The organism is Vibrio sp. S17_S38, assembly GCF_014694375.1.
GTDB lineage: Bacteria > Pseudomonadota > Gammaproteobacteria > Enterobacterales > Vibrionaceae > Vibrio.
Window position 1 is genome coordinate 1 of sequence record NZ_JAAUWW010000018.1, and the last position, 22,576, is coordinate 22,576.

Consider the following 22,576-nt stretch of genomic DNA (forward strand, 5'->3'; position numbering starts at 1 on the left):
AGCTGGAATATTAGAAATTAGCAATAGCTGAGCAAATAAGTGGATCAATATTAAAACGGTGAATTTTTAAAAAAGTGGATCAGATTTCAACTGGTGTTGACAATTAATACCATGAACTAAAACAACCGGTGATGCTACGTCAAATTCCGCAGAGACCCAATCAACGGACATACACCAACCTTCATTGTTGACGTCCACATCAATTTTAATCGTATTGATTTGACCAAATCTAATTGTATCAATCGGAATCTCAATATTTGTATTTTGCCAAACATCATTCGATCCTTTTAACTGAGCAATATATTCACCATTAAAGTAAACCTTATCAATTTCTGGTCCATCGATATCATATGTCGGCATACTAATTTTTACATTGCCAGATATTGTACCTATAGATTGAAGTCTTCCTACATCGTCACTATTTATCTTCCCATTAGAATCCAGAACGCTATTATTTAATACTTGTGGGATATATAAGTTAATCATTAAGTCATCATTTGAACAACTAGTATCCAGCCCACCTCCACTATCAATAACATACGTTCCCAGCGATTCTTCAGGTGGAGTAAACTGAGAGGTACTAAATTTCGCCATAGCTCTCATCATTACAGAACCATTTATTGCTCCTGGGCCATCATTATTTGCATAGCTATTATTAGCGATAAAAACCGTACTACTAATAACTAATACTACTAATACTACTAATACTACTAATACTACTAATACTACTAATATCTTACTTACCATATTAATCCCTTAGTATAAAATCATAATGTTATATTAATAAAAAATATATTTATTAATCATGCTTTAAACATCCGAATAAAAATAACAACATTTAAATATAGGCAGTAATGGAAAAATTAATTTTTCTAGTTTATGAGATTGATAACGCAACAATGAATGAAACAAGTGTTTGTAGTCTAAAAAGTAATAACAATACTAATGATATTAAAGTAGTTAATAACCCTATTATTTATATTCATGTGTCATGATATAGGCATAAAAAATGGCTTATCTACTTTTTAATCAAAGCAAATAAGCCATTCAATGATTTCTGCAATCAATACATATGATTAAATCTTCGGTGTCTGTGTCTCCACGCCTTGATTCTGTCCACGATGGCGCAATAAGTGATCCATCAGTACGATCGCTAACATGGCTTCAGCAATCGGTACAGCGCGGATGCCAACACAAGGGTCATGGCGTCCTTTGGTGATTAAGGAGGTTGATTCGCCATTCCGCGTAATGGTTTCACCCGGGACAGTAATGCTTGAAGTAGGTTTCAGGGCGATACTTGCTACAATATCTTGCCCAGAAGAAATACCACCTAAAATACCGCCGGCATGATTCGATTTAAATCCTTGTGGCGTCATTTCATCACGATGTTGACTGCCTTTTTGGTTAGCTACTGCAAAACCATCACCAATTTCGACACCTTTAACAGCGTTAATACCCATAAGTGCATGAGCAATGTCAGCATCTAAACGATCAAAAATAGGTTCGCCTAAACCAACGGGAACATTGGTGGCAACGACTGAAAGCTTGGCACCAATTGAATCACCTTGCTTTTTAAGATCGCGGATCAACGCATCAAAAGCTTCCACTTTGTCAGCATCAGGGCAAAAAAATGGATTATTTTCAATTTCATGCCAATCTACTTTATCAATAGTGACATCACCCATCTGTGATAAATAACCACGGATTTCAATGCCAAATTCTTGCTTTAAATATTTTTTAGCAATGCCACCAGCAGCAACACGCATTGCCGTTTCTCTAGCAGATGATCGACCACCACCACGGTAATCACGCACACCATACTTTTGATGATAAGTATAATCGGCATGACCAGGACGGAATTTATCCATGATTTCTGAGTAATCTTTTGAACGTTGATCAGTATTTTGAATCATAAGCCCAATAGAAGTGCCTGTGGTTTGGCCTTCAAAGACGCCCGATAAAATTTCAACTTCATCTGGTTCACGACGAGCAGTCGTATAACGCGAGGTACCTGGACGACGACGGTCAAGGTCTTTTTGTAAGTCGGCTTCGGTAATTTCTAACCCCGGAGGACAGCCATCGACAATGCAACCTAACGCTTTACCATGACTTTCACCAAAAGTGGTTACTCGAAAATGTTGACCAATACTATTCCCTGCCATGAATCCCTCTTTTACTTTGCTCTTAATGCCGATCTTAATTTCTGTCTAGCTTGTCTATATGAACAAAGTCTATATAAACCAAGCCTCCATAAATAAAGTTAATCGACCAAATATTTATCATGACTAGATAGTGTCGCCATGACATAAACTTGTAAACCCTATTTATAAAAATAATCTGCGTTTTTTAAGATAAAAATGCCAGTATCCGAACAATACTGGCATTCAAAATTCATACTGGCTGCAATTTCTTGTTATTTTTTATAAATAGAGAACTCAGCAGCGTGCTCAACTAGCTGATCACGAGTTAATAAAAACACCCCATGACCACCATTTTCAAACTCAAGCCAAGTGAATGGAATGTGCGGATATTGCTCCATTACATGCACCATTGAATTGCCAACTTCACAAATCAAAATGCCTTGTTCTGTTAAGTAATCAGGTGCATCAGCAAGAATTCTGCGCATAAGTTTGAGGCCATCTCTTCCTGCCGCTAAACCTAGCTCTGGCTCATGGCGGAACTCTTGTGGCAAGTTATCCATATCTTCTTGATCGACATACGGTGGATTACTCACGATAATATCGTATTGATCTTGTGGTATATCGTTCAATAAATCCGAACGAAATGGGAAGACTTGCTGCTCTAGACCGTGATCGGTAATGTTACGTTCAGCGACATCTAAGGCATCAACCGAAATATCGACAGCATCGACCTCTGCGCCTTCAAATGCATAGGCACATGCAATCGCAATACAACCGCTCCCCGTACATAAATCCATAATGCGCGTTGGTTCTTGAATTAACCAAGGCTGGAATTTATTTTCGATCAATTCACCAATTGGTGACCGTGGAACGAGAACTCGCTCATCAACATAAAATTCAAGCCCACAGAACCATGCTTTGTTGGTGAGATAAGCCGTCGGCGTACGTTCATTTATACGCTGAATTACACGCTCAACAATACGCAAACGTTCACTATGAATTAGCCGAGAGCTTAATACATGCGGTGGGACATCAATCGGAAGATATAAAGTAGGTAAAATCAACTGAACCGCTTCATCCCAAGAGTTGTCTGTACCTTGGCCATAAAACAGACCAGCAGCGTTAAAACGACTTACCGTCCAACGGATCATATCTTGCAAGGTATGCAGTTCCGATACCGCTTCATCAATAAAAATTTTATCCACTTAAGTCTCCGGTCTTGTGTCCATCTAGTATTTATACGCACATCAACCATTACGATGCTCGCAACTTAGCCATGCTTGAGGTTACAATACTGCCCCTTATCAGTAAGGATTTTCCATGAGTGAAAAAGACACCAACATAGATGATGAATTTGCGCTGTTTCAACTAGAAATAAAGGGCGTAAAAAAGTTGCCACAGGATACCATAATCCATGAGCCTAAAAAGGCTTTACAGCAAAAAGAAATTCGCCGTACTTTTCGTGAAGCCAAAGATAATGAGTTCTACTTTTCGGATGAATTTGTGCCAATGCTCAGCACCGATGGACCAACACGTTATGCACGAGATGATGTTTCTAAATATGAAGTAAAACGCTTACGTCGCGGCGTTTATGTACCGGATGTTTTTCTTGATTTACATGGTATGACACAAAACGAAGCCAAACGTGAGTTAGGTTCAATGCTGGCTTATTGTGTCAAAGAAGGTATATCTTGTGCCAGTGTTATGCACGGTATTGGTAAACATATTTTAAAACAAAAAGTGCCACTTTGGCTCGCGCAGCATCCGGATGTAATGGCCTATCATCAAGCGCCACTTGAATTTGGTGGTAATGGCGCTTTACTTGTTCTTATTTCGATTCCTGAGAGATGAACACCCTCAATACACTCACCATCAAGCTATATATAAATATAAGCAAGCTATGCATAACCCAACTATTTATCCAAAAATTATAATTGCCAAAGAACCTCACCATTACGCGCCTCTAGATCATAGTCAATGCATACCATGCCAGATGTTGGGAACATAGGTGGATGAATACCTGTCACAAAATCTGCAGTTAAGTAACCAACTAATGGCAAATGAGAAACTAAAATAACGCTTTCTAATGTTTGAGCTTGAGCAAGTGCGCAAACATAATCAACTACAGAGTCAGAGTCTCCATACGGAGTAATATCGTCACATTCTTCAATCTTATTCGCCGTTAAAACCTGTGAAAGTATTTTCCACGTCTGCTGTGCTCTCAAATAAGGGCTAACCAATGCCAAATCAAATTGGTCTACTTTTTTTTGTTTGCAGTTTTTTGCCACTTGCAGTGATTGCTTCTGACCAAGTTCACTTAATGGTCTTTCCGCATCTGTCGCCGCAAATGGCTCAGCATCGCCATGGCGCATAATAAAAATCCGCATACATCACCTTACTAACAGTATTACGTCTAAATTGATAATAGCAGTATACCAAGATATTACGTGCGTTTGTCGATGCAAATAACACTCTGAGGAAATATCTTCTACCACTAAGTAGAATGCTCACATTGACGACTTTATTCTATTTTTGATATCGCAATAACATTGGAAATAAAAGCCTGCTCTGTCATTTTCGTGTTGATGAAGTACTTATAAATCTCATTCACTAAAAGACGCTGCTTTCTTGGATCGATGGCCATTGAATCCGTCATACTCGGTAATAACGTATTACTTACTTCTGAACGGGTATAATCTTGATTCGACTTTCGAGAACAAGCATTATAATCACTTACATCGATATCATTCCTTGGTGGAATTGAACCTTTCAATCTGTTGAAATCATGAAGGAATTTCTTTTGTGACAATTTTTTAAAGAGTTGTTCTACTTGATCAAAATTCTGACTACCACTTAAGCTAATTAAGCTATCCATATTGAATACAAAATTATCTTGTGTCTGTGGCGCAACAAAACAGGCAATATTATTTTGCGTTTTTTCATTTGCCACATTTAACTCACCAATAACCCAGTCGCCAGTAATTTGCATCGCAGCTTGACCTTGAAATAATTTATCCGTTTCTTGTTGCCATGTAGATTGAGTTAAATCTTTATTGATTGCCAAAGAGATCTCTCGGAAAACGGAAAGAACCTCATGAGTTTTGGCGCTATTAATAGTCTCTGCATTAATATCAACCAGCGCATTGTGATAATACTCACTACCACCTAATCCCAGTGCAATATTTTCAAATAAAATCGAAATTTGCCATGAGTCCTTTCCTAGCGCTATAGGTTGAATTCCCATCGATTTAAGCTGATGGATAGCAACCAGTAAATCTCTCCATGTAGTTGGCGGAGTAAGGTGACTTTGCTTAAAAACAGCCTTATTAAGCCACAGCCAATTTGTTCGATGAATGGTTAATGGGAGAGAAACATAACGACCTTCAAAGCTGTTAATCTGAGTGACCAACGGCCGCAGTGTATGTTGCCAGTCTTGAGTCTTTGCCAGTTTATCTAAATAATTAACAAAGCCTAACTGTGCCCAAGACAGAATGTCGGTGCCTTCAATCTGAGCAACTTCTGGTGGCGTGCCTGCTATCGCTCTAGCTTGTAAAACATACATGGCATTTTCACCGCCAGATCCTACAATCGATTTAGGCTCCCAACCAGAATGCTGTCTATCCATAACCTTCTCCAGGTAAGATAATGCATTGAGCTCACCTTTCGAAGACCACCAATGCAATAACTCCAATGGTTTAGCTTGCGAGGCAAAACTGAGAGTGATTAACAGTAATAAAGCGATAAATTTTTTCATACGTTATTGATAAATTTAAGTTGAACGGTAATGCCATCACCAGAATTATTTTGAATTGTTATATCGCCACCATGGGATTTCATAATGTTATAAGCGATACTCAACCCAAGCCCTGTTCCTGAAAGACTAAGCGCATTATCCCCTCTAAAATAAGGCTCAAATACTTTTTCGATATCGTTTGAATCTACTCCAATACCGTCATCAATAAAATTAATCTTGGTATACATTTCATCTTGCTCCACCGTAATCGAAACATGCTCCCCATACTTAATGCCGTTATCAATAATATTTTGCATACAGCGTTGAACGGCAAGTGGCTTACCTAAAATATAACATTCTGGATGGCTGGGTAGTTGAACTTGAGAGGCGCTATAAGGCGAAGCGCAATGCTTTAAAACCTGTTCAATATTGATCACATCAAGTTCTTCATGGATATCCGTATCCGACATGCACTGCAATACATCTTTTGCCATTTTATCTATATCATTCAACGATTTTTCAAACTTCTCTCGAGTAATGGGATCATCAAGCATTTCTGTTCTTAATTTTAAGCACGCCAATGGTGTACGTAGATCGTGAGAAATGGTTCGAAACAACATTTCGCGGTCAATAATAAAAGACTTTATCCGGCGATCCATTTTATTGAATGCATAAATTGCAGCTTGTATTTCAACGCTGCCCTCTTGCTTTAATGTGATACTTTTCGACTTTAAATCCATTTGAGTCGCGGCTTTCGCCAAATTACGAATAGGTTTAATTTCTTTACGCAATGACAGCCAACTGATCACAAAAATCAATACTGCGGAACACACAATTAAAAAAATCAGGCTGGAACTAATAGGAAAGCTATTCTCAGATAAATAACTCATTGGCAACATAGCGGCTAAATAAAACCAATCATCTTGCTTAATTTTTACCTGAATAACCAAAACGGGTGGATTATCTTCTTCATTAGAAAGACCAAAAGCCGACCACTGATTAGGTAACTCATTAATGAAGACTTCACTATTCAACACTTTCAAATCATCTTTTAAAGTGAAATCGACATTCACCATATCCAAACTCAATTGTTTAGATAACTCAGTTTCTACTTTTTGTTTTATGCTTCTCATTTTATCGGAGGCAGTCAATGTATTAGAGTCTATTTTGTGGTTGTTTAAGGACACAAAAAAACGATTCCCCCCGATGTCTCGCAACTGATTAATCACTAAATAACGATAATCACGAGGAATATTGACCAAAAAAGAGACGGTAGAAGATGAGCTCAACGCTAAGTTGATCGCTTCATTTTGCAGGCTTTTCAGCTCCATATTTTGGTTTTGTTTATACCAAAGAAAGCCCGTAAAAAGCTCCACAGAAATAATAACAACCATAAGAATAATACTGGTGCGGTTAACCAAAGACTTTGGCTTAAATTTATGCAGATTCATGATAATAATCTACCGCAAGTAAATAACCTTTATTACGCATGGTTAAGATAATACTCCTATCATGGTCATTAAGCTGAGTTCTTAACCTAGCAATTTGCACATCAATTGTTCGGCTACTTGGATCGGTCTCTCTGCCCCAAATTTCTTGAGAAATAACATCGCGAGAAAGCACCGAATTTCTATTCATAAGGAATAAGTTGAGTAGCGTAAAATCGGCACCTGAAAGCTGTTTTACTTCCCCATTTTTTCCTGTGATTTTCCGAGTAATACTGTCCAAGCACCATTGATCAAAGAAAAAATGACGAGAAGTAAACGAGGACTCAGCATAGCTAGAACGACGTAAATTAGCCTTAATTCTAGCCAATAACTCTCTAGGACTAAACGACTTCGTCACATAATCATCTGCGCCCATTTCTAATGCGGCTACCCTATCTGCCTCGTCGGTTATTGCCGTAAGCATGATAATTGGCACATGAGAAACTTTACGAATGTGGGCACATAGACTAAAACCATCTTCACCAGGAAGCATAATGTCTAACACAATAAGGTCGGGTTTTTGCACAGCAAATTGCTGCTTCATTTCACTACCATTGTGCGCCACATCCACAATAAACCCAGCCTTCGTTAAATACTCACTCAAGGCATCAGTCAGCTCATGGTTATCATCGACAACGAGAATATGTTTATAGTCCATAGCACCTTTCCGTTAGTCATATATCCGAAAGTTTAAATGACAAAAAACCGCTACCATCTCAATAGTAGCGGTTAAATTTAGCACGCTAACAGTATCAAGACTCGTTAATAATATCCGAGACAAACTGAGCTTTCGCACCCAATATGACTTGAACGCCAGAGCTCCCAATCATAATGACACCCATTGCGCCCAGATCTTCTAGTGCGGCAGAATCGACTTGAGATTGATCTTTCACTTCCAAACGTAATCGCGTGATGCAAGCGGCAGACGATAAAATATTTTGTTTACCACCAACATGGTTAATAATTAATGCCGTAAGATCTTTATCATCTAATGTGATTTCTTTACGCATTTTATCTTCGCGACCAACCGTTTTAACATCAAATTTACGGATAACAAATCTAAAGACCACGTAATAAAGGATCCCCATTGGCACACCAAATAAAATCACATTCAAATAATGCGTCTGATAACCATTAAGTGATGGCAAAATACCGAATGAAATATAATCAATAAGGCCAGCAGAAAACGACTTAGCAATATGTACGTCCAGCAAATACATGCTCATGTACGATACACCAGCCATAATGGCATTAAAGACATATAAAACTGGCGAAACAAAAATAAAGGCAAACTCAACCGGTTCAGTAATCCCAGTAAGGAAACATGTCAACGCCGCTGAAAATAAAATGCCCGCCGCAATTTTCTTTTGATTACTTTTGGCTTCGTGATACATCGCTAAACATGCGGCTGGTAATGCAAAAAGCATCAACGGGAATTCACCCTGCATAAACTTACCCGCACCGTGATAGGTTGAACTATCAAAAGATTTAACACCATCTTCGAACATTTTAAACCAAATCGTTTGGTCACCATGAATAATCTGCCCAGCTTCTGTCGTATAGTTACCAAAGGTGAACCAAAATGATGGGTACCATATATGGTGCAAACCAAGCGGAATTAACGCACGTTCAGTCATACCAAAAATGAATGTTGAAATAGCTTGGTTCTCACCATTAACCACGACAGATAAAGAGTCGATCCCCGATTGGATATACACCCAAACTGACGGTAAAAGTAGCCCGAGAATGAAAGCAAAAAAAGCGGTGGCAATTGGGACAAAACGTTTACCAGAAAAGAATCCTAGAAATTCAGGTAATTTAATTTTATGAAACTTATTGAACGTAACCGCGGCAAGTACGCCGGCGATTAAACCACCGAAAACCCCAGTCTGTAGGGTTGGGATCCCCATCACCATGGCATATCGACCACCTTCTGCTGCCATCTCAGGTGTAATACCTAATGATGTTCCCATTGTTCCATTCAGCACGAGCATCGCAACAACCGCCGCTAATGCCGCAATTCCTGACTCTTTTGCAAGACCAACCGCGGAACCAACTGCAAACAATAAAGCCAAATTATCAAATAAAACCCCACCCGCATTAGTCATCAAAGGCAAATTGAATTTATCACCAAATGCGAGTAACAAGCCGGCGGCAGGTAGAATTGAAATGGGTAACATTAACGAACGACCAATAAGCGATAGCTTAGAAATCGGTTTGGATAAGAGAGCAAGCAATGACATAGCAAATTCCTTTTATATTATAAACTCAGGAACATTGTACAAAGTCAGTCGCCACTTAAGGTTACATATTGAACTCTCTTTGTAAGCAAACTGTTACATAGCCAATGCCAGATAACCCATCAAGGTAACAATTTATACCGAAATAAATACAAATCATTTGCAGCCGTTCATTAGAAGGTCATAATTAGAAAATCGCTGAGTTTCTTTGTTTTGCCTAAATAAGATCGAAGCGAATTCAATCTAAAGTTGGATCAAACTAAAACTAATCAGCATTAAAAGTCCGTCTTCAACGATTAGTTTATCAATATCAGCCAATCGTCTTCATCCTGAGGGAGTACAAGGTGCATATAAGTCCAAACGACACCAAAAAATATCGTTATCTCACGCTTGAAAATGGATTACGTGTGTTGCTCATCCATGATGAAGATGCTCAAAAATCAGCCGCCGCCTTAGCCGTTAATGTCGGACATTTTGATGATCCTATCCACCGCGAAGGACTTGCCCATTATCTTGAACATATGCTATTTTTAGGAACCGAAAAATTCCCTCATGTGGGCGAGTTTCAATCCTTTATTAGTCAGCATGGTGGAAAAAACAACGCATGGACAGGTACCGAACATACCTGCTTCTTCTTTGATATTGCTTCAAATGAGTATCCCGAAGCGCTTGATCGGTTCAGCCAATTTTTCGTCGCGCCATTATTTAATCCCGAGGCGTTGGATAAAGAACGCCAAGCGGTGGAGTCTGAATTTCGCCTAAAGTTAAAAGACGATATGCGCCGTATATATCAGGTGCATAAAGAAGTGATCAATCCCGCTCACCCGTTTTCAAAATTCTCAGTTGGCAATGTGGAGACGCTCAGTGACATAACGGACTCAGATGGAAACCAAACCCATTCTATTCGAGATGAAATCATTGATTTTTATCAACAATATTACTCAGCAGATTTAATGACGGCTACCTTAATCAGCCCGCATAGCTTAACTCAACTAGAACAAGCCGCGAAGACGTATTTCGCTGCAATACCAAATCAAAATCTCGCTGGAAAATCAGTCACTCAACCATTATTAAGACCAGAAGATAACGCTAAATTTATCACCATTGAGCCAGAAAAAGATTCTCGGAAACTCATGATAAATTTTAACTTCCCAAGCATGAATCAATTTTATCAAACCAAACCTTTATCTTATGTTGCACACCTACTCGGTTATGAAGGTGAAGGCAGCTTATTGCAGCGTTTAAAAGACGATCAACTCATCACAGCGCTCACTGCGGGTGGTGGTATTAGCGGCAGCAATTTTCGTGAGTTCTCGATCAGCTGTTCGCTAACAAAGCTCGGGCTAACGCAAATCGATAAAATTATCACCACCATCTTTCAATACATTGAGCTTATCAAGCATTCGGGTATTGAAGAATGGCGATACAAAGAAAAACAAGCGGTGCTTGAGTCTGCATTTCGTTTTCAAGAACCTTCGCGATCAATAGACACCGCCAGTCATTTGGTCATGAATATGCAAAACTACCAACCTGATGATGTGATCTATGGTGATTATCAAATGGCAAAGTTTGATGGTGAGCATCTACAACAATTAATCGCTCAATTTACGCCTGAAAATATGCGCGTCATGGTAGTTGCCAAAGGTTTAAACTACGACCGACAAGCAAAATGGTACAACACGCCTTATGCTGTGAGACATCTCACCGAAAAAGAAATAACGCGATGGAGTACGTCTTATTTGCTATCTGACATCTCGCTATCTGACTTACATTTGCCTGAAGAAAACCCTTATATTTGTTATAACCTAGATCCTGCACCACTTGAAAGCACCAGTGAAACACCAGAACTGATTGAAGATAAACAAGGGTTTCGCTTATGGCACTTACAAGAAACCGAATTTAGAGTACCTAAAGGGTTAGCTTTTATCGCGATTGACAGCCCGCATGCCGTTTCAACGCCACGCACGATCGTCAAAACCCGCCTATGTGTCGAAATGTTCTTAGATTCATTGATCAAAGAAACCTATCAAGCTGAAATCGCTGGCATGGGGTACAACTTATACGCACATCAAGGCGGTGTAACATTAATGCTGACAGGCTTTAGTGAAAAACAACCTCAATTATTGGATGTGATTATTCATCGTTTTGCTTCTCGTGAATTTAGCCAATCACGCTTTGATTCAATTAAACGACAAATGCTTATCAATTGGCGTAACGCAGAAAAAGACCGCCCTGTATCTCAATTATTCAATGCAATGACCGGAATATTGCAACCTAACAATCCTCCTTATCCCGTATTAATTGAAGCATTAGAGTCTATAGAAGTCGATGAGCTACCTGTTTTTGTGGATAAGATGCTTTCAACATTGCATATTGAAATGTTTGTTTATGGTGACTGGACCAGAGGTTCTGCCATTGATCTTGCCACCAGCCTAAAGAAAGCCTTACAAGTTAAAGGTCAGACCTATAAAGAGTCATTGCGCCCATTAGTTATGCTTGGTGACAGTGGAACTTTTCAACGCGAGTTGCACTGCGAACAAGCCGACTCTGCATTGGTTTTATATTATCAATCACCAGATGTTAAGCCTCAACATGTTGCCTTATACACTTTGGCTAATCACTTAATGTCAGCTGCTTTTTTTCATGAAATTCGCACCAAGCAACAACTAGGTTATATGGTTGGCACAGGAAACATGCCGTTAAATCGACATCCAGGTTTAGCCCTTTATGTTCAATCACCGAATGCAGCCCCAAGCGATTTGCTTTCGTCCGTCGATGAGTTTTTAAATGCCTTTTACATGGTGTTGTTAGAGTTAAATGAAGATCAATGGCAAAGCAGTAAACAAGGCTTGCTGAATCAAATTCTAGCCCCTGATAGTAATTTACGTTCACGCGGACAACGTTTGTGGGTGGCGATAGGCAATAAAGATCTCAGCTTTAATAATCGTGAGATTGTTTCAGAAGCCATCGTTAATTTAGATCGTAGTGAAATGATCCGTTTTGTGGTTAATACGCTAAAACCAAGAACCGCGAACCGCCTAGTGATGCACTCCAAAGGATTAGAGCATCAAGACGCTGAAGACTTAGCCATCGGACTAGAAATTGGATCAATTGAAGAATTCCAACTCAGGCCTAAAAATGTTGATTTAGGCTAGTCTCCTTTTTTGCCCTCCTATGAATTATCCTCTAGGAGGGCTTTTTGTAAGTTTATTTTTTGAAATCAAGGAAGTGACATGGAACAAATAGGCCAATATTTATTCCCACGCCCACAGCAGATAATACTGCATCAACCCAAACAACCGAGCCAAGTATCACTCGCTATCGTGAATATTCCGAGCACGATTGATGCCAAGATCAGCCACTGCTCACAAGTTACATATCAACAAGATGCTACGTTGGCAAAGCAGTCATACCAGTTAACCATATCGTTAAATCAAATTCATATTGCCTATTGCGACTCCCAAGCTTTACTTTATGCACATTATGTACTGCGCCAGCTACTACACAACGGTCAAATACTTCACTGCTTAAAAATCAAAGATCAGCCTGATTTTTTAAAGCGCGGGATATTGTTGGATATTAGTCGCGACAAAATACCGACTATGGAGCGCTTACTTGAACTGATCGATTTGTGGTCTGAACTACGAATCAATCAATTACAACTCTATACTGAGCACACTTTTGCTTATCAGAATCATCAAACCGTGTGGCAAGATTACGATCCATTAACCGCGCAAGAAATTCAATTAATCGATCAATACTGCCAAACAAAAGGAATCGAATTAATTCCTAATCAAGCCACCTTTGGGCATATGGAGAAATGGCTCTGTCATTCTGATTATCAGCATATGGCAGAGCAAATCGATGGTTTTTATGACCAACGTGGGGATTTCCGGCCTCAATCCTTTGGGCTCAATCCTTGTCATTCTCAAGTGCCTCAATTCATTGAATCATTACTGAATGAATTATTGCCTAACTTCCAAAGTAATACGCTGAATATCAATTTTGATGAAACGATGGATCTTGGCGTAGATGGCAGCAAACAAGCCTGCGATGAAAAAGGTAAAGGGCAAGTTTACTTAAACTATCTTCAAACCATTTTGTCCATCACTGAATCTAAGGGAAAACGATGCCAGATATTCAGCGACATGCTATTTCATTACCCTGAAATTTTGCCGCATTTACCCAAAGATTTAGAACTGCTAAATTGGGGTTATGAAGAAGATCATCCTTATGATATTGAGCATAAAAAACTGTCAGAGTTTGGTTACCCTTTTCAAGTCGTCGTCTCAACGAACTGCTTTGCATCCGTTATTGGTCGCAGACAAGCGGCAGAAGTGCACATGCGTAGAGCCGCAATTTCCGCTAAAAAATATGGCGCACAAGGTTATATGATTTCAGAGTGGGGAGACATGGGCCACGCACAACCTTTTTGCGCCCCGCTGCCTTATTATATCTTTGGCGCAGCAATGGCATGGGGTGAATCTCAACATGCTGAACTTAATCTTCACGAGGGGTTATGCTATTTTTATCCGCGGGAAGACCCTGCATTATTTCAACATTTATTAACGCTACAAAATCGCTATTTGAGCTCTGGAGTGACCACTCCGAACTGTGCTTTTTATGGCCCTTTTATATTCGATCAGATATCTAAACGCCATATTAAACGCGCCGAAATACAAGATGAGCACACCTTAACATCTGCCATTAATCAACTTCAAAGTGATAAAATACAATTAAGTAAGCATCAAACAACGCCTTTGCAACAACAGTTGAATTGGGCTGTCGATACCATGATACTCGCTAGCCATATTGCCTTGTATTATCAACAACAAAACACCCGAGAACTTAACGAGTTATCTCACACCAGCAAAGCACATTTATTGAGCTTATTAACCTTAGTAAAAGATCCTTATTTCGATATCTGGCAACACGATTACCGACTTGGCGGTTGCCAACAAAGTTTCTCTCGTCTTTTAATATTGGAAGAGCAATTAAAATAATTAGATAAGATCCCCAATAAAAATCCCGACAAACTTATCCAATTTGTCGGGATCCTGATTGTTTAATATGAGCTTTAATTAACCTGACCGCGATTAAAATAACTCATATCCATTTTCGTTAAGAAGGATAGAACTTATCGCCCGTACCTGCTCTGGTTAATAAGCCATCTGAAGGTGCAAAACGTGAACCGTATTTACCTGCGTATTCATTCATGGTTTCAACCAATTTTTTCGCGCCAACTTTATCGATATATTTAAATGGTCCACCTAAGAATGGAGGAAAACCAATACCAAATATTGCGCCAATATCACCATCACGAGCGCTGGCTATAATACCATCATCTAATGCACGAACCGCTTCATTAAGCATTAACAATACACAACGCATCGCGACAACTTCTTCACTCAGAATCGATTCTGGTTTTAATTTCAACAAGCTATAAACTGACTTATCGACTTCTTTTTTCTTGCCTTTATAAGTATAAAAACCTTTTCCGTTCTTACGCCCTTTACGATTATCTTTGAGTAGAATATCAAATACGTCTGGCGCACTAAAACGCTCACCTAGCTCCTCTACCAAAATAGGTGTAATTTTGGCACCAATATCAACGCCAACTTCATCAAGTAAGGCAATTGGGCCCACAGGGAAGCCAAAGTTTAACAATGCTTTATCAATATGCTCAATTGGCTCGCCCGATAACAATACTCTTGCCGCTTCATTCATGTATGGCGCAAGAATACGATTCACATAAAAGCCAGCCTTATCTTTCACCACAATCGGGGTTTTACCTTGCTTGCGAGCAAATTTTACCGTGGTAGCAATAACCTCATCAGACGTACCTTCATGCGGGATCACTTCCACAAGCGGCATTTTATCCACCGGACTAAAATAATGCAGACCAATCACATTTTCAGGATGCGCGGCACCTTGCGCTATTTTTCCAATCGGCAATGATGATGTGTTACTGGCGAAAATAACGCCTTTCTTAGCATTGCTTTCAACATCTTTCACCATAGATTGTTTTAAGCTCAAATCTTCAAATACGGCTTCAATCACCATATCTTTGTGAGCAAAACCCGTAAAATCAGTACCGCCAGAGATATATTGCATCTGTTGTTGTAGCTGCGCTTTAGTTAATGAGCGGCGCTTAACTAACTTGCTTAATAGTTGGTAGCTATAATTCATCGCATGCAAAATACCATCATTCGATACATCTTTAATCCGCACTGGTACTTTGGCTTTGGTTGCCGACACATAACCAATACCTGCTCCCATTAAACCGCCACCTAACACCGCTACGTTGGTGACCGTTTTTGGTTTTGCATCACTACCGAAATCTTTTTTCATCTCAGTTGTGGCAAAGAAAATTGAGCGTAAAGCTTGAGATTCAGGCGTCATGACTAATTGGCCAAACTCATGAGCTTCCTTAGCAAAGCCCTTTTCAATACCATTCTCTAAACCATATTCAATAACTTTTAAAATCGCTTTTGTGGCTGGATAATTACCACGGGTTTTTTGCTTCGTTTTTTTCGCCGCTTGTTCAAAAATAACTTTACGACCCATTTTAGTATTCGCAATCAACTTTTCTTTAATGTCGATTTTTACTTTACGTTTAGGCTTTGCGATATAGTCCTTCGCAGCTTCCAATAAAATTGATTTTGGTACGCATACATCAGCAAGGCCTAATTTAACCGCTTTTTTAGCGCGTAATAATTTACCCGTTAAAATCAAATCTAGACTATTTAATAGACCAATAAGACGAGGAAGACGTTGCGTGCCTCCCGATCCTGGTAACAAACCTAACTGCACTTCTGGAAGCCCTAACTTAGTCGCACCATCATCACTACAAACACGATAATCACAACCTAAAGCCAATTCCAACCCACCGCCTAAACATGGCCCATGAATGGCAGCCACTACCGTAAATGGCAATGCTGACAAGCGAGAAAACATTTGTTGACCTTGCGTGGCAAGTTGCTCGGCTTCTAGTGAAGATTGGCATGCTTCTAACATTCGTACATCTGCGCCGGCAATAAAATTATCAGGCTTGAGAGAATGAACAATGAGGCCTTTCACTTCTGACTTCTTACTATCAAGCTGATCGAAAATAGTTTTCATTTGATCCGAAAATTCAGCTTGAAGCGTATTCATTTTTTCATTAGGAACATCAATGGCAAGCCAAGCAAGATTATCGCTATCAATAGTGAGAGTGAACGCCGTTTTATCCATTGAATTGGCCTTTACGTTTTCAGCAGTCATTATTTATCTCCTTTATTGCTTGTATTCTGGCTGGCTGCGCCGTGTTTTTTATCTGTACCTGAGACAGTTCCTGATTTATCCGCTTCCACTTTATCAACTTCAAGAATCACAGCTGCGCCTAATCCACCAGCCGCACATGCTGTCGTTAATGCCAAGCCACCGCCACGACGTTTAAGCTCACGTAACGTTTGAGTCATTAATCGCGCGCCCGTCGCTGCAAATGGATGCCCATAAGCAAGCGAACCGCCAAGTACATTAAATTTATCCATATCAATCACGCCGATAGCTTTATCGCGCCCAAGCTTTTCTTTGGCAAAGGTTTCGGAGGCAAACATTTTCACATTCGCTAAGGTTTGGGCTGCAAACGCTTCATGCATTTCGATTAAATCGAGATCTTTTAGTTCAATACCAGCGCGATCCAATGCAATTGGTGTCGCGTAAGATGGCCCCATGAGCATATCTTCATGAACATCAATGGCTGAAAAAGCATAAGAACGAATATAGCCGAGCACTTCTAAACCTAACTCTTTCGCCTTGCTTTCACTCATCATCAAAACGGCGGCAGCGCCATCGGTTAATGGTGTACTGGTTGCGGCAGTCACACTACCAAATTGACGGTCAAAGGCTGGACGTAACTTAGAATACTGCTCTAAGCTTGAGTTATTGCGAATGTTGTTATCCTTTGCTATCCACTCTTTGAATGGTTCAGGATACGCGGTCATTACTTCGTCTTGAATTAAACCATCTTCCCATGCTTGAGCCGCCAAAGAATGAGACCGGTGAGCTAAAGCATCTTGCTCTTCTCTTGGAATTTGATGTGTTTTTGCCATTTGTTCTGCGGTTTGTCCCATTGACAACCCAGTAGAATATTCCGCTACGGCAGGAGGAACCGGTAAGAGGTCTTTGAAAGATAACTTACGTAAAATAGACAATTTTTGCGGTAAGGTTTTTGCTTTACTTAATTCTAATAGGCCTTGAGCCAAAGCTTTCGATACGCCAATAGGAAGAACAGAAGACGAATCTGCACCACCTGCAATACCAATCTCAATGTTCCCTGCCATAATACTTTCTGCCACGTTGACCGCAGATTGGAAACTGGTCGCACAGGCTCTAGTCACACTATAAGCATCTGTCGATACATTCATCCCAGTACCGAGAACAATCTCACGAGCAATATTGGGCGCAGCAGGCATTTGCACCACTTGACCAAACACCACTTGATCGATGAGAGAAGGATCAATACCAGTACGAGCCAGCAATTCACTGACAACCATTTTACCTAAATCCACTGCTGGTACTTCTTTAAAGGCAGTACCTTGGCGAGCAAATGGCGTTCTTAGTCCAGAAACAATAGCGATACGATCACCATTACGAGTTTTCACTTCCTGCTGAGTCATGCTTTATCCTTATTTAAGTAAAATGAACATACCCTCGCCCTTTTTGGGCATAAATAAATGGGTCTACGTGAAATGGTCAATCATTGCAAAAAAAGAGGTCTGACCTGTCATTGTATACAAAACTAGAAAGCATAAAAACGTGATGCCAATATTGCTTAAAATATTAGTGCAAACTTGTGATCTTATCGATACTTCTGACGATTTAGTTACCTTGAAAAAGAAAACTCATACCTGATTAACATTTTTTGTAATAATGACTTCCTTTATACACTATAAGAAACCACACTTTACTAGTTCACACAGTCATTTTAGGGTCAAAACTGATAAGTAATCAAATAATTAGCAACCTCAATACTAATAAATTTTGTATGAGTAAAATATTAATAAGGGATTAATTGTGTCAATTAGCCAAATCTTTAGAAAGAAAAATGCACCTGACTCGGTCATTAAAGATATGGACAGACAAAAACGCTATGAAAGCTTAGTTCGAGCTTATCATCGAGATCTATATCGCTATGCCTATTGGCTATGCAAAGACAAACATATTGCCGAAGATTTAGTGCAAGAAACTTGCCTGCGTGCATGGAAGTCATTAGATAGCCTGTTAGATGAGAAAGCGGCTAAACCTTGGCTAATTACTATTTTAAGGCGTGAAAATGCACGTCGTTTTGAACGCAAACAATTCGATCTTGTTGATATTGATGAGCCGGGGAACAGTGGTTCAACCAACGATGACCCCCATCACCAACAACAATGGTTACAAAAGCAAATTATGAATTTAGAACTGGAATATCGTGAACCGTTATTTTTACAAGTTATTGCGGGTTTTAGTGGTGAGGAAATTGCACAGATCCTCGACTTAAATAAAAACACGGTAATGACTAGGCTGTTTCGAGCACGAAACCAACTAAAAGAAAGCTTGGAAGCATCAGAACACACTTTGGGAGCCCATAATGGATGATTTAGAGTTTCGACGCCGTATATTGTCAGATCCTAAAGACCGCAGTGACGAGGTGCTACACAAAATTCTTGCCGATAAAAACAATCGCCAATATGCAGATAACCTCTCCTCACTCGATAATAAACTTGAAAAAGCTTTCAGTGTAGATGTACCTGATGACCTTGCCGACAAAATTATTTTTGCGCATTCACCCGCCAAAAAACAGGTAAGCATGAGTAGCCGCATGTTTGCGCTGGCAGCATCCATCATTTTTACCATTGGCCTCAGCGTGGGGCAAATTAATTGGGGAACTATTCTAATATCTCCAGCACACGCTAGCTTAGAAGATATGGCCATGGAGCATATTACTCATGGCGAGCAATTTGCCTATGACATTGATGAGGCCAATTCAGAGCAAGAAGTAAATGCTAAACTCAGCACTTACGCTTATAAACTCAATGGTGCCTTTCCATATCATTTATACTATCTCAATCATTGTAGTTTTGGTGGTAAACATTCTGCATTACACATGGTTTTTGCGGGGAAAGAAGGGAAAGTAACCGCGTTTATTTCTAAAATTGAAGTACCGAAGTCTGATGTGTTTTTCCAACAAGGATTAAAAGGTGAAATAGTTCCGTTAGACAAAGGTAGCTTGGTTCTTATTGGTAATGAAAATGAAAATATCCAAGCACTTTCACAGAAAATAGCCTTATTACTCTCCCTCAATACATAGAGTTCGATATTAATTACTAAAAAATATCTGAGTAAAAAACCAATAACACATGTGAAATACTTTTCATTTTTCACATGTGTTTCTATCTATCTCCCCCAAAATCTGATTTTATAAAAACTTCATTTAAAACATGTCGATAACTAGAAAACCCAGTAGCACATACATTCCCCAAAAAGTGCAACCTTATCCTAAGATTCACACCACAAATAACAACAACAAAATAGCAACAAACAAAGTTAACAATTTTAGCATCACAATCTGCGACATTAAGCTCTTTTGCCTACCAATTAATCAATGGTCGGATATGTTCAATTAATCATCCCCCCCATAATGCGCATCCTTTATTGCTTCACCCCATTTTTAAATAGGTACATCTACTATGAAAAAGCTGAGTGTATTCACCACCTCAACGCTGACCGCTGCGATGATACTAGTATCCGCCCAATCTCAAGCGGCAGGCTTTCAATTAGATGCACAATCTGCCACTGGAGCTGGGCGTGCTTTTGCCGGTGATGGCATCATTGGCGATAATGCCTCGGTGATGGCAATTAACCCAGCAGCGATGGCACTTTTTGATAAAACATCTTTCTCGATGGGCGCGACCGCTATTAAGCCAAAGATTTCAGTTTCTGATGGTCAATACTCTAGTGATATTAACAATAACTCAGGTTCAGTAAGCTACGATGATGCAGGCAATTTAGCCGTCGCACCAAATATGTTTTTAGTGGTGCCATTAAACAACAAATGGGCGGTTGGCGCAGGTTTGTACTCTAACTTTGGTACTGCATCAGAATTTGATTCTTCTTTTCCTGGTGAGTACGGCGGCACTTCAAGCATCATCAGTGCGGATCTAGCCTTAGCCGTTTCCTATCGCTTAAATCAACAATGGAGCTTTGGTGCAGGATTAGATGTCATTTATGGTCATGGTGAGTTTAAACGAAACTTAGATATTAATACTTCAGGAAGTTTTAAACCTGAAGGCGCTGGTATGACATTTAATACAATTTGTAATCAACTTACTGGAAATTCAGGCAAAGGATGTTCATTACCATATAATGTAAATCATAATTTCAATGCTGCCGATGTTGATGCCAGTGGCGTAGGTCTTGGATGGAACGTCGGCACCACTTACGAATTAGACGAAAATAATCGTTGGGGATTCTCATACCATGCCAGCCCTGAAATAACCGCCAAAGGAAAAATGGATGGCCTTTTACATGCAACTGGTGCGGATGAACTATACGTTCCCCTTCCTGATTTTGCGCAATTTTCTGGTTATAACCGCTTTAAAGGTACCCGATTCGCACTAAGCTATACCGTTGGCTGGACCGATTGGAGCAAGTTTGACAAACTCACTACCAACGGAAGCCCTAATACGCTAGAAAAATTTGAGTGGCAAGATACTTGGAGCGTTGCCGTAGGTGCTACCTATTATTTGAATCAGAAATGGACACTACGTACGGGTTATAAATTCGATCAAGGCGCACAAGATCAAATCACCACGATTGCCGTTCCTGATTCAAACCGACATTGGTTATCTGCTGGCTTCTCTTACGCTCCAACAAAAGATTCTAGTATCGACTTCGGCTTTACCTATCTACTTGGTGTTGATGTTGATGCTGAACAAAGCTACGACAATATTTCGAGTATTGAAGCCACGACACACACAGATGCAATAATAACAGGGATTCAATACAGTAAATCCTTCTAAGTAATCTGAAATCTGGATAAAAGAACAGCCTCATCAATTCTTGACCAGGCTGTTTTTATTTTTAAGGGCCATGTTTTTAAAATCATAGCGTTGAGAGCTTTAAAACATCGTTAGTAATCATGTCCTAAATACTGATCCAGTAAATCTTCATCCACCACAGGTTCAGGTTCTTTTTCAATTTCAGCTTTAAAATCTTGATGCTGTAAATAAATACTGCGGCTTAACGCATATGGATCAGGAGAGTTACGGAGCATACCTTCTTGTGGAATTAACTCATAACGGGTTTCTAAGCCCTGAATTACCCATTTACCGGCACTTTGCCAAAAAGTCAGCCAATAGAGAGGCATATATAAACTATCCGCTTGGTCAGCAAGATCTCGCGGAGTTAAGGGCCCGTATGCTGGCATCATAAGATAAGGACCATTTCCGACACCATAATAACCCAGCACATCGCCAAACTCTCGGCTCGAACGAGTAATACCTGCTTCACTGGCGACATCAATAAACCCCAGTAAACCTATAGTGGTATTAATCCAAAAGCGATTGAAACTATCTAAGGCTTTACCACCATTTCCCATAAATAAATTGTTCAGTGCACTGGCGGGCTCCTCTAGGTTATCTAAAAAATTAGAAAGCCCAGCGGTCAATGGTGTTGGTAACCATTCCATATATGCGATGGAAACTGGACGTACTAGGTAAGGATCTAAAACGTCATAGTTTAGATCCCACATCGTCCGATTAAAGCCCTCCAAAGGATCATTAACAGTAGATGGATTTTCAGAAGATTCAGGCGCACTGCTGCACCCTATTAGTAAAAATAAGCTAAATATAGAGGAAAGAGAAAACGAGGCATTTACCTTGCTCAAATCACCACATCCTGTGAAAAAAGTATCGAATAAAAAAGGCAAGTCATAAGAATAACTTGCCTTTC

General features: G+C 39.7%; 16 protein-coding genes and 1 pseudogene. 6 read left to right on the forward strand and 11 right to left on the reverse strand.

The window, feature by feature from the left end; genetic code table 11:
• Nucleotides 1–66: 66 nt before the first annotated feature.
• From HC725_RS13330 to prmB, 3 genes are all read right to left on the reverse strand, one after another.
• Nucleotides 67–747, reverse strand: a complete 681-nt coding sequence (locus tag HC725_RS13330) for a hypothetical protein (protein ID WP_190332317.1) — start codon at nt 745–747, stop codon at nt 67–69.
• A gap of 329 nt (nt 748–1,076) precedes the next feature.
• Entirely contained in the window at nt 1,077–2,162 is a 1,086-nt protein-coding gene (gene aroC, locus HC725_RS13335) for a chorismate synthase (RefSeq protein ID WP_190332318.1), read from the reverse strand.
• Between the two features lie 251 nt (nt 2,163–2,413).
• Complete coding sequence (prmB, locus tag HC725_RS13340; protein ID WP_190332319.1) at nt 2,414–3,346, reverse strand: 50S ribosomal protein L3 N(5)-glutamine methyltransferase; 933 nt, start codon at nt 3,344–3,346, stop codon at nt 2,414–2,416.
• A gap of 115 nt (nt 3,347–3,461) precedes the next feature.
• Between prmB and smrB the strand changes: the two genes are divergently transcribed.
• A complete protein-coding gene (gene smrB, locus HC725_RS13345; RefSeq protein ID WP_190332320.1) occupies nt 3,462–3,992 on the forward strand; it encodes an endonuclease SmrB in 531 nt (176 codons plus the stop codon).
• Between the two features lie 77 nt (nt 3,993–4,069).
• Here smrB and sixA read toward each other — a convergent pair whose 3' ends face one another.
• From sixA to HC725_RS13370, 5 genes are all read right to left on the reverse strand, one after another.
• Nucleotides 4,070–4,528, reverse strand: coding sequence for a phosphohistidine phosphatase SixA (sixA, locus tag HC725_RS13350; RefSeq protein WP_190332321.1), 459 nt, complete (start codon nt 4,526–4,528; stop codon nt 4,070–4,072).
• A gap of 134 nt (nt 4,529–4,662) precedes the next feature.
• Entirely contained in the window at nt 4,663–5,895 is a 1,233-nt protein-coding gene (locus tag HC725_RS13355) for an ABC transporter substrate-binding protein (protein WP_190332322.1), read from the reverse strand.
• Nucleotides 5,892–7,325, reverse strand: coding sequence for an ATP-binding protein (locus HC725_RS13360; RefSeq protein WP_190332323.1), 1,434 nt, complete (start codon nt 7,323–7,325; stop codon nt 5,892–5,894). Before HC725_RS13360 ends, HC725_RS13355 begins: the two co-directional genes overlap by 4 nt.
• Nucleotides 7,312–8,019 carry a response regulator transcription factor gene (locus HC725_RS13365; RefSeq protein ID WP_190332324.1) on the reverse strand — a complete coding sequence of 236 codons (708 nt, stop codon included), beginning with the start codon at nt 8,017–8,019 and terminating at the stop codon, nt 7,312–7,314. Before HC725_RS13365 ends, HC725_RS13360 begins: the two co-directional genes overlap by 14 nt.
• Nucleotides 8,020–8,113: 94 nt before the next feature.
• Nucleotides 8,114–9,604 (reverse strand): PTS transporter subunit EIIC, encoded by a 1,491-nt coding sequence (locus HC725_RS13370; protein ID WP_190332325.1) that lies wholly within the window; start codon nt 9,602–9,604, stop codon nt 8,114–8,116.
• Nucleotides 9,605–9,945: 341 nt separating this feature from the next.
• Here HC725_RS13370 and HC725_RS13375 point away from each other — a divergent pair, with 341 nt between their 5' ends.
• Together HC725_RS13375 and HC725_RS13380 are read left to right on the forward strand one after the other, a co-directional pair.
• Nucleotides 9,946–12,756, forward strand: coding sequence for an insulinase family protein (locus HC725_RS13375; protein ID WP_190332326.1), 2,811 nt, complete (start codon nt 9,946–9,948; stop codon nt 12,754–12,756).
• Between the two features lie 78 nt (nt 12,757–12,834).
• Entirely contained in the window at nt 12,835–14,604 is a 1,770-nt protein-coding gene (locus HC725_RS13380) for a family 20 glycosylhydrolase (protein WP_190332327.1), read from the forward strand.
• Nucleotides 14,605–14,722: 118 nt separating this feature from the next.
• Here the strand turns inward: HC725_RS13380 and fadJ are convergent, their stop codons facing one another.
• Nucleotides 14,723–16,864 carry a fatty acid oxidation complex subunit alpha FadJ gene (gene fadJ, locus HC725_RS13385; protein ID WP_238928507.1) on the reverse strand — a complete coding sequence of 714 codons (2,142 nt, stop codon included), beginning with the start codon at nt 16,862–16,864 and terminating at the stop codon, nt 14,723–14,725.
• 92 nt (nt 16,865–16,956) lie between these two features.
• Nucleotides 16,957–18,261: pseudogene (gene fadI / locus HC725_RS13390) on the reverse strand (acetyl-CoA C-acyltransferase FadI); the annotation flags it as partial.
• A 412-nt stretch (nt 18,262–18,673) separates the two neighbouring features.
• On the opposite strand from fadI, the gene HC725_RS13395 reads away from it, so the two are divergent.
• The 3 genes from HC725_RS13395 to HC725_RS13405 all read left to right on the forward strand — a co-directional run bounded on the left by HC725_RS13395 (nt 18,674) and on the right by HC725_RS13405 (nt 21,645).
• Nucleotides 18,674–19,222 (forward strand): sigma-70 family RNA polymerase sigma factor, encoded by a 549-nt coding sequence (locus HC725_RS13395; RefSeq protein ID WP_446751370.1) that lies wholly within the window; start codon nt 18,674–18,676, stop codon nt 19,220–19,222.
• Complete coding sequence (locus HC725_RS13400) at nt 19,215–19,934, forward strand: DUF3379 family protein (protein WP_190332328.1); 720 nt, start codon at nt 19,215–19,217, stop codon at nt 19,932–19,934. Before HC725_RS13395 ends, HC725_RS13400 begins: the two co-directional genes overlap by 8 nt.
• A gap of 379 nt (nt 19,935–20,313) precedes the next feature.
• Nucleotides 20,314–21,645, forward strand: coding sequence for an outer membrane protein transport protein (locus HC725_RS13405; protein WP_190332329.1), 1,332 nt, complete (start codon nt 20,314–20,316; stop codon nt 21,643–21,645).
• Between the two features lie 110 nt (nt 21,646–21,755).
• Here HC725_RS13405 and HC725_RS13410 read toward each other — a convergent pair whose 3' ends face one another.
• A complete protein-coding gene (locus HC725_RS13410; RefSeq protein WP_190332330.1) occupies nt 21,756–22,511 on the reverse strand; it encodes an MlaA family lipoprotein in 756 nt (251 codons plus the stop codon).
• Between the last annotated feature and the right edge of the window lie 65 nt (nt 22,512–22,576).

Bases quoted from the DNA above. Each gene is read 5' to 3' on its own strand.
- HC725_RS13370 (WP_190332325.1), bottom strand. From the start codon at position 9,604: ATGTCATTGCTTGCTCTCTTATCCAAACCGATTTCTAAGCTATCGCTT.
- smrB (WP_190332320.1), top strand. From the start codon at position 3,462: ATGAGTGAAAAAGACACCAACATAGATGATGAATTTGCGCTGTTTCAA.
- sixA (WP_190332321.1), bottom strand. From the start codon at position 4,528: ATGCGGATTTTTATTATGCGCCATGGCGATGCTGAGCCATTTGCGGCG.
- HC725_RS13380 (WP_190332327.1), top strand. From the start codon at position 12,835: ATGGAACAAATAGGCCAATATTTATTCCCACGCCCACAGCAGATAATA.
- HC725_RS13365 (WP_190332324.1), bottom strand. From the start codon at position 8,019: ATGGACTATAAACATATTCTCGTTGTCGATGATAACCATGAGCTGACT.
- HC725_RS13330 (WP_190332317.1), bottom strand. From the start codon at position 747: ATGGTAAGTAAGATATTAGTAGTATTAGTAGTATTAGTAGTATTAGTA.
- aroC (WP_190332318.1), bottom strand. From the start codon at position 2,162: ATGGCAGGGAATAGTATTGGTCAACATTTTCGAGTAACCACTTTTGGT.
- fadJ (WP_238928507.1), bottom strand. From the start codon at position 16,864: ATGACTGCTGAAAACGTAAAGGCCAATTCAATGGATAAAACGGCGTTC.
- HC725_RS13405 (WP_190332329.1), top strand. From the start codon at position 20,314: ATGAAAAAGCTGAGTGTATTCACCACCTCAACGCTGACCGCTGCGATG.
- HC725_RS13360 (WP_190332323.1), bottom strand. From the start codon at position 7,325: ATGAATCTGCATAAATTTAAGCCAAAGTCTTTGGTTAACCGCACCAGT.
- HC725_RS13355 (WP_190332322.1), bottom strand. From the start codon at position 5,895: ATGAAAAAATTTATCGCTTTATTACTGTTAATCACTCTCAGTTTTGCC.
- HC725_RS13400 (WP_190332328.1), top strand. From the start codon at position 19,215: ATGGATGATTTAGAGTTTCGACGCCGTATATTGTCAGATCCTAAAGAC.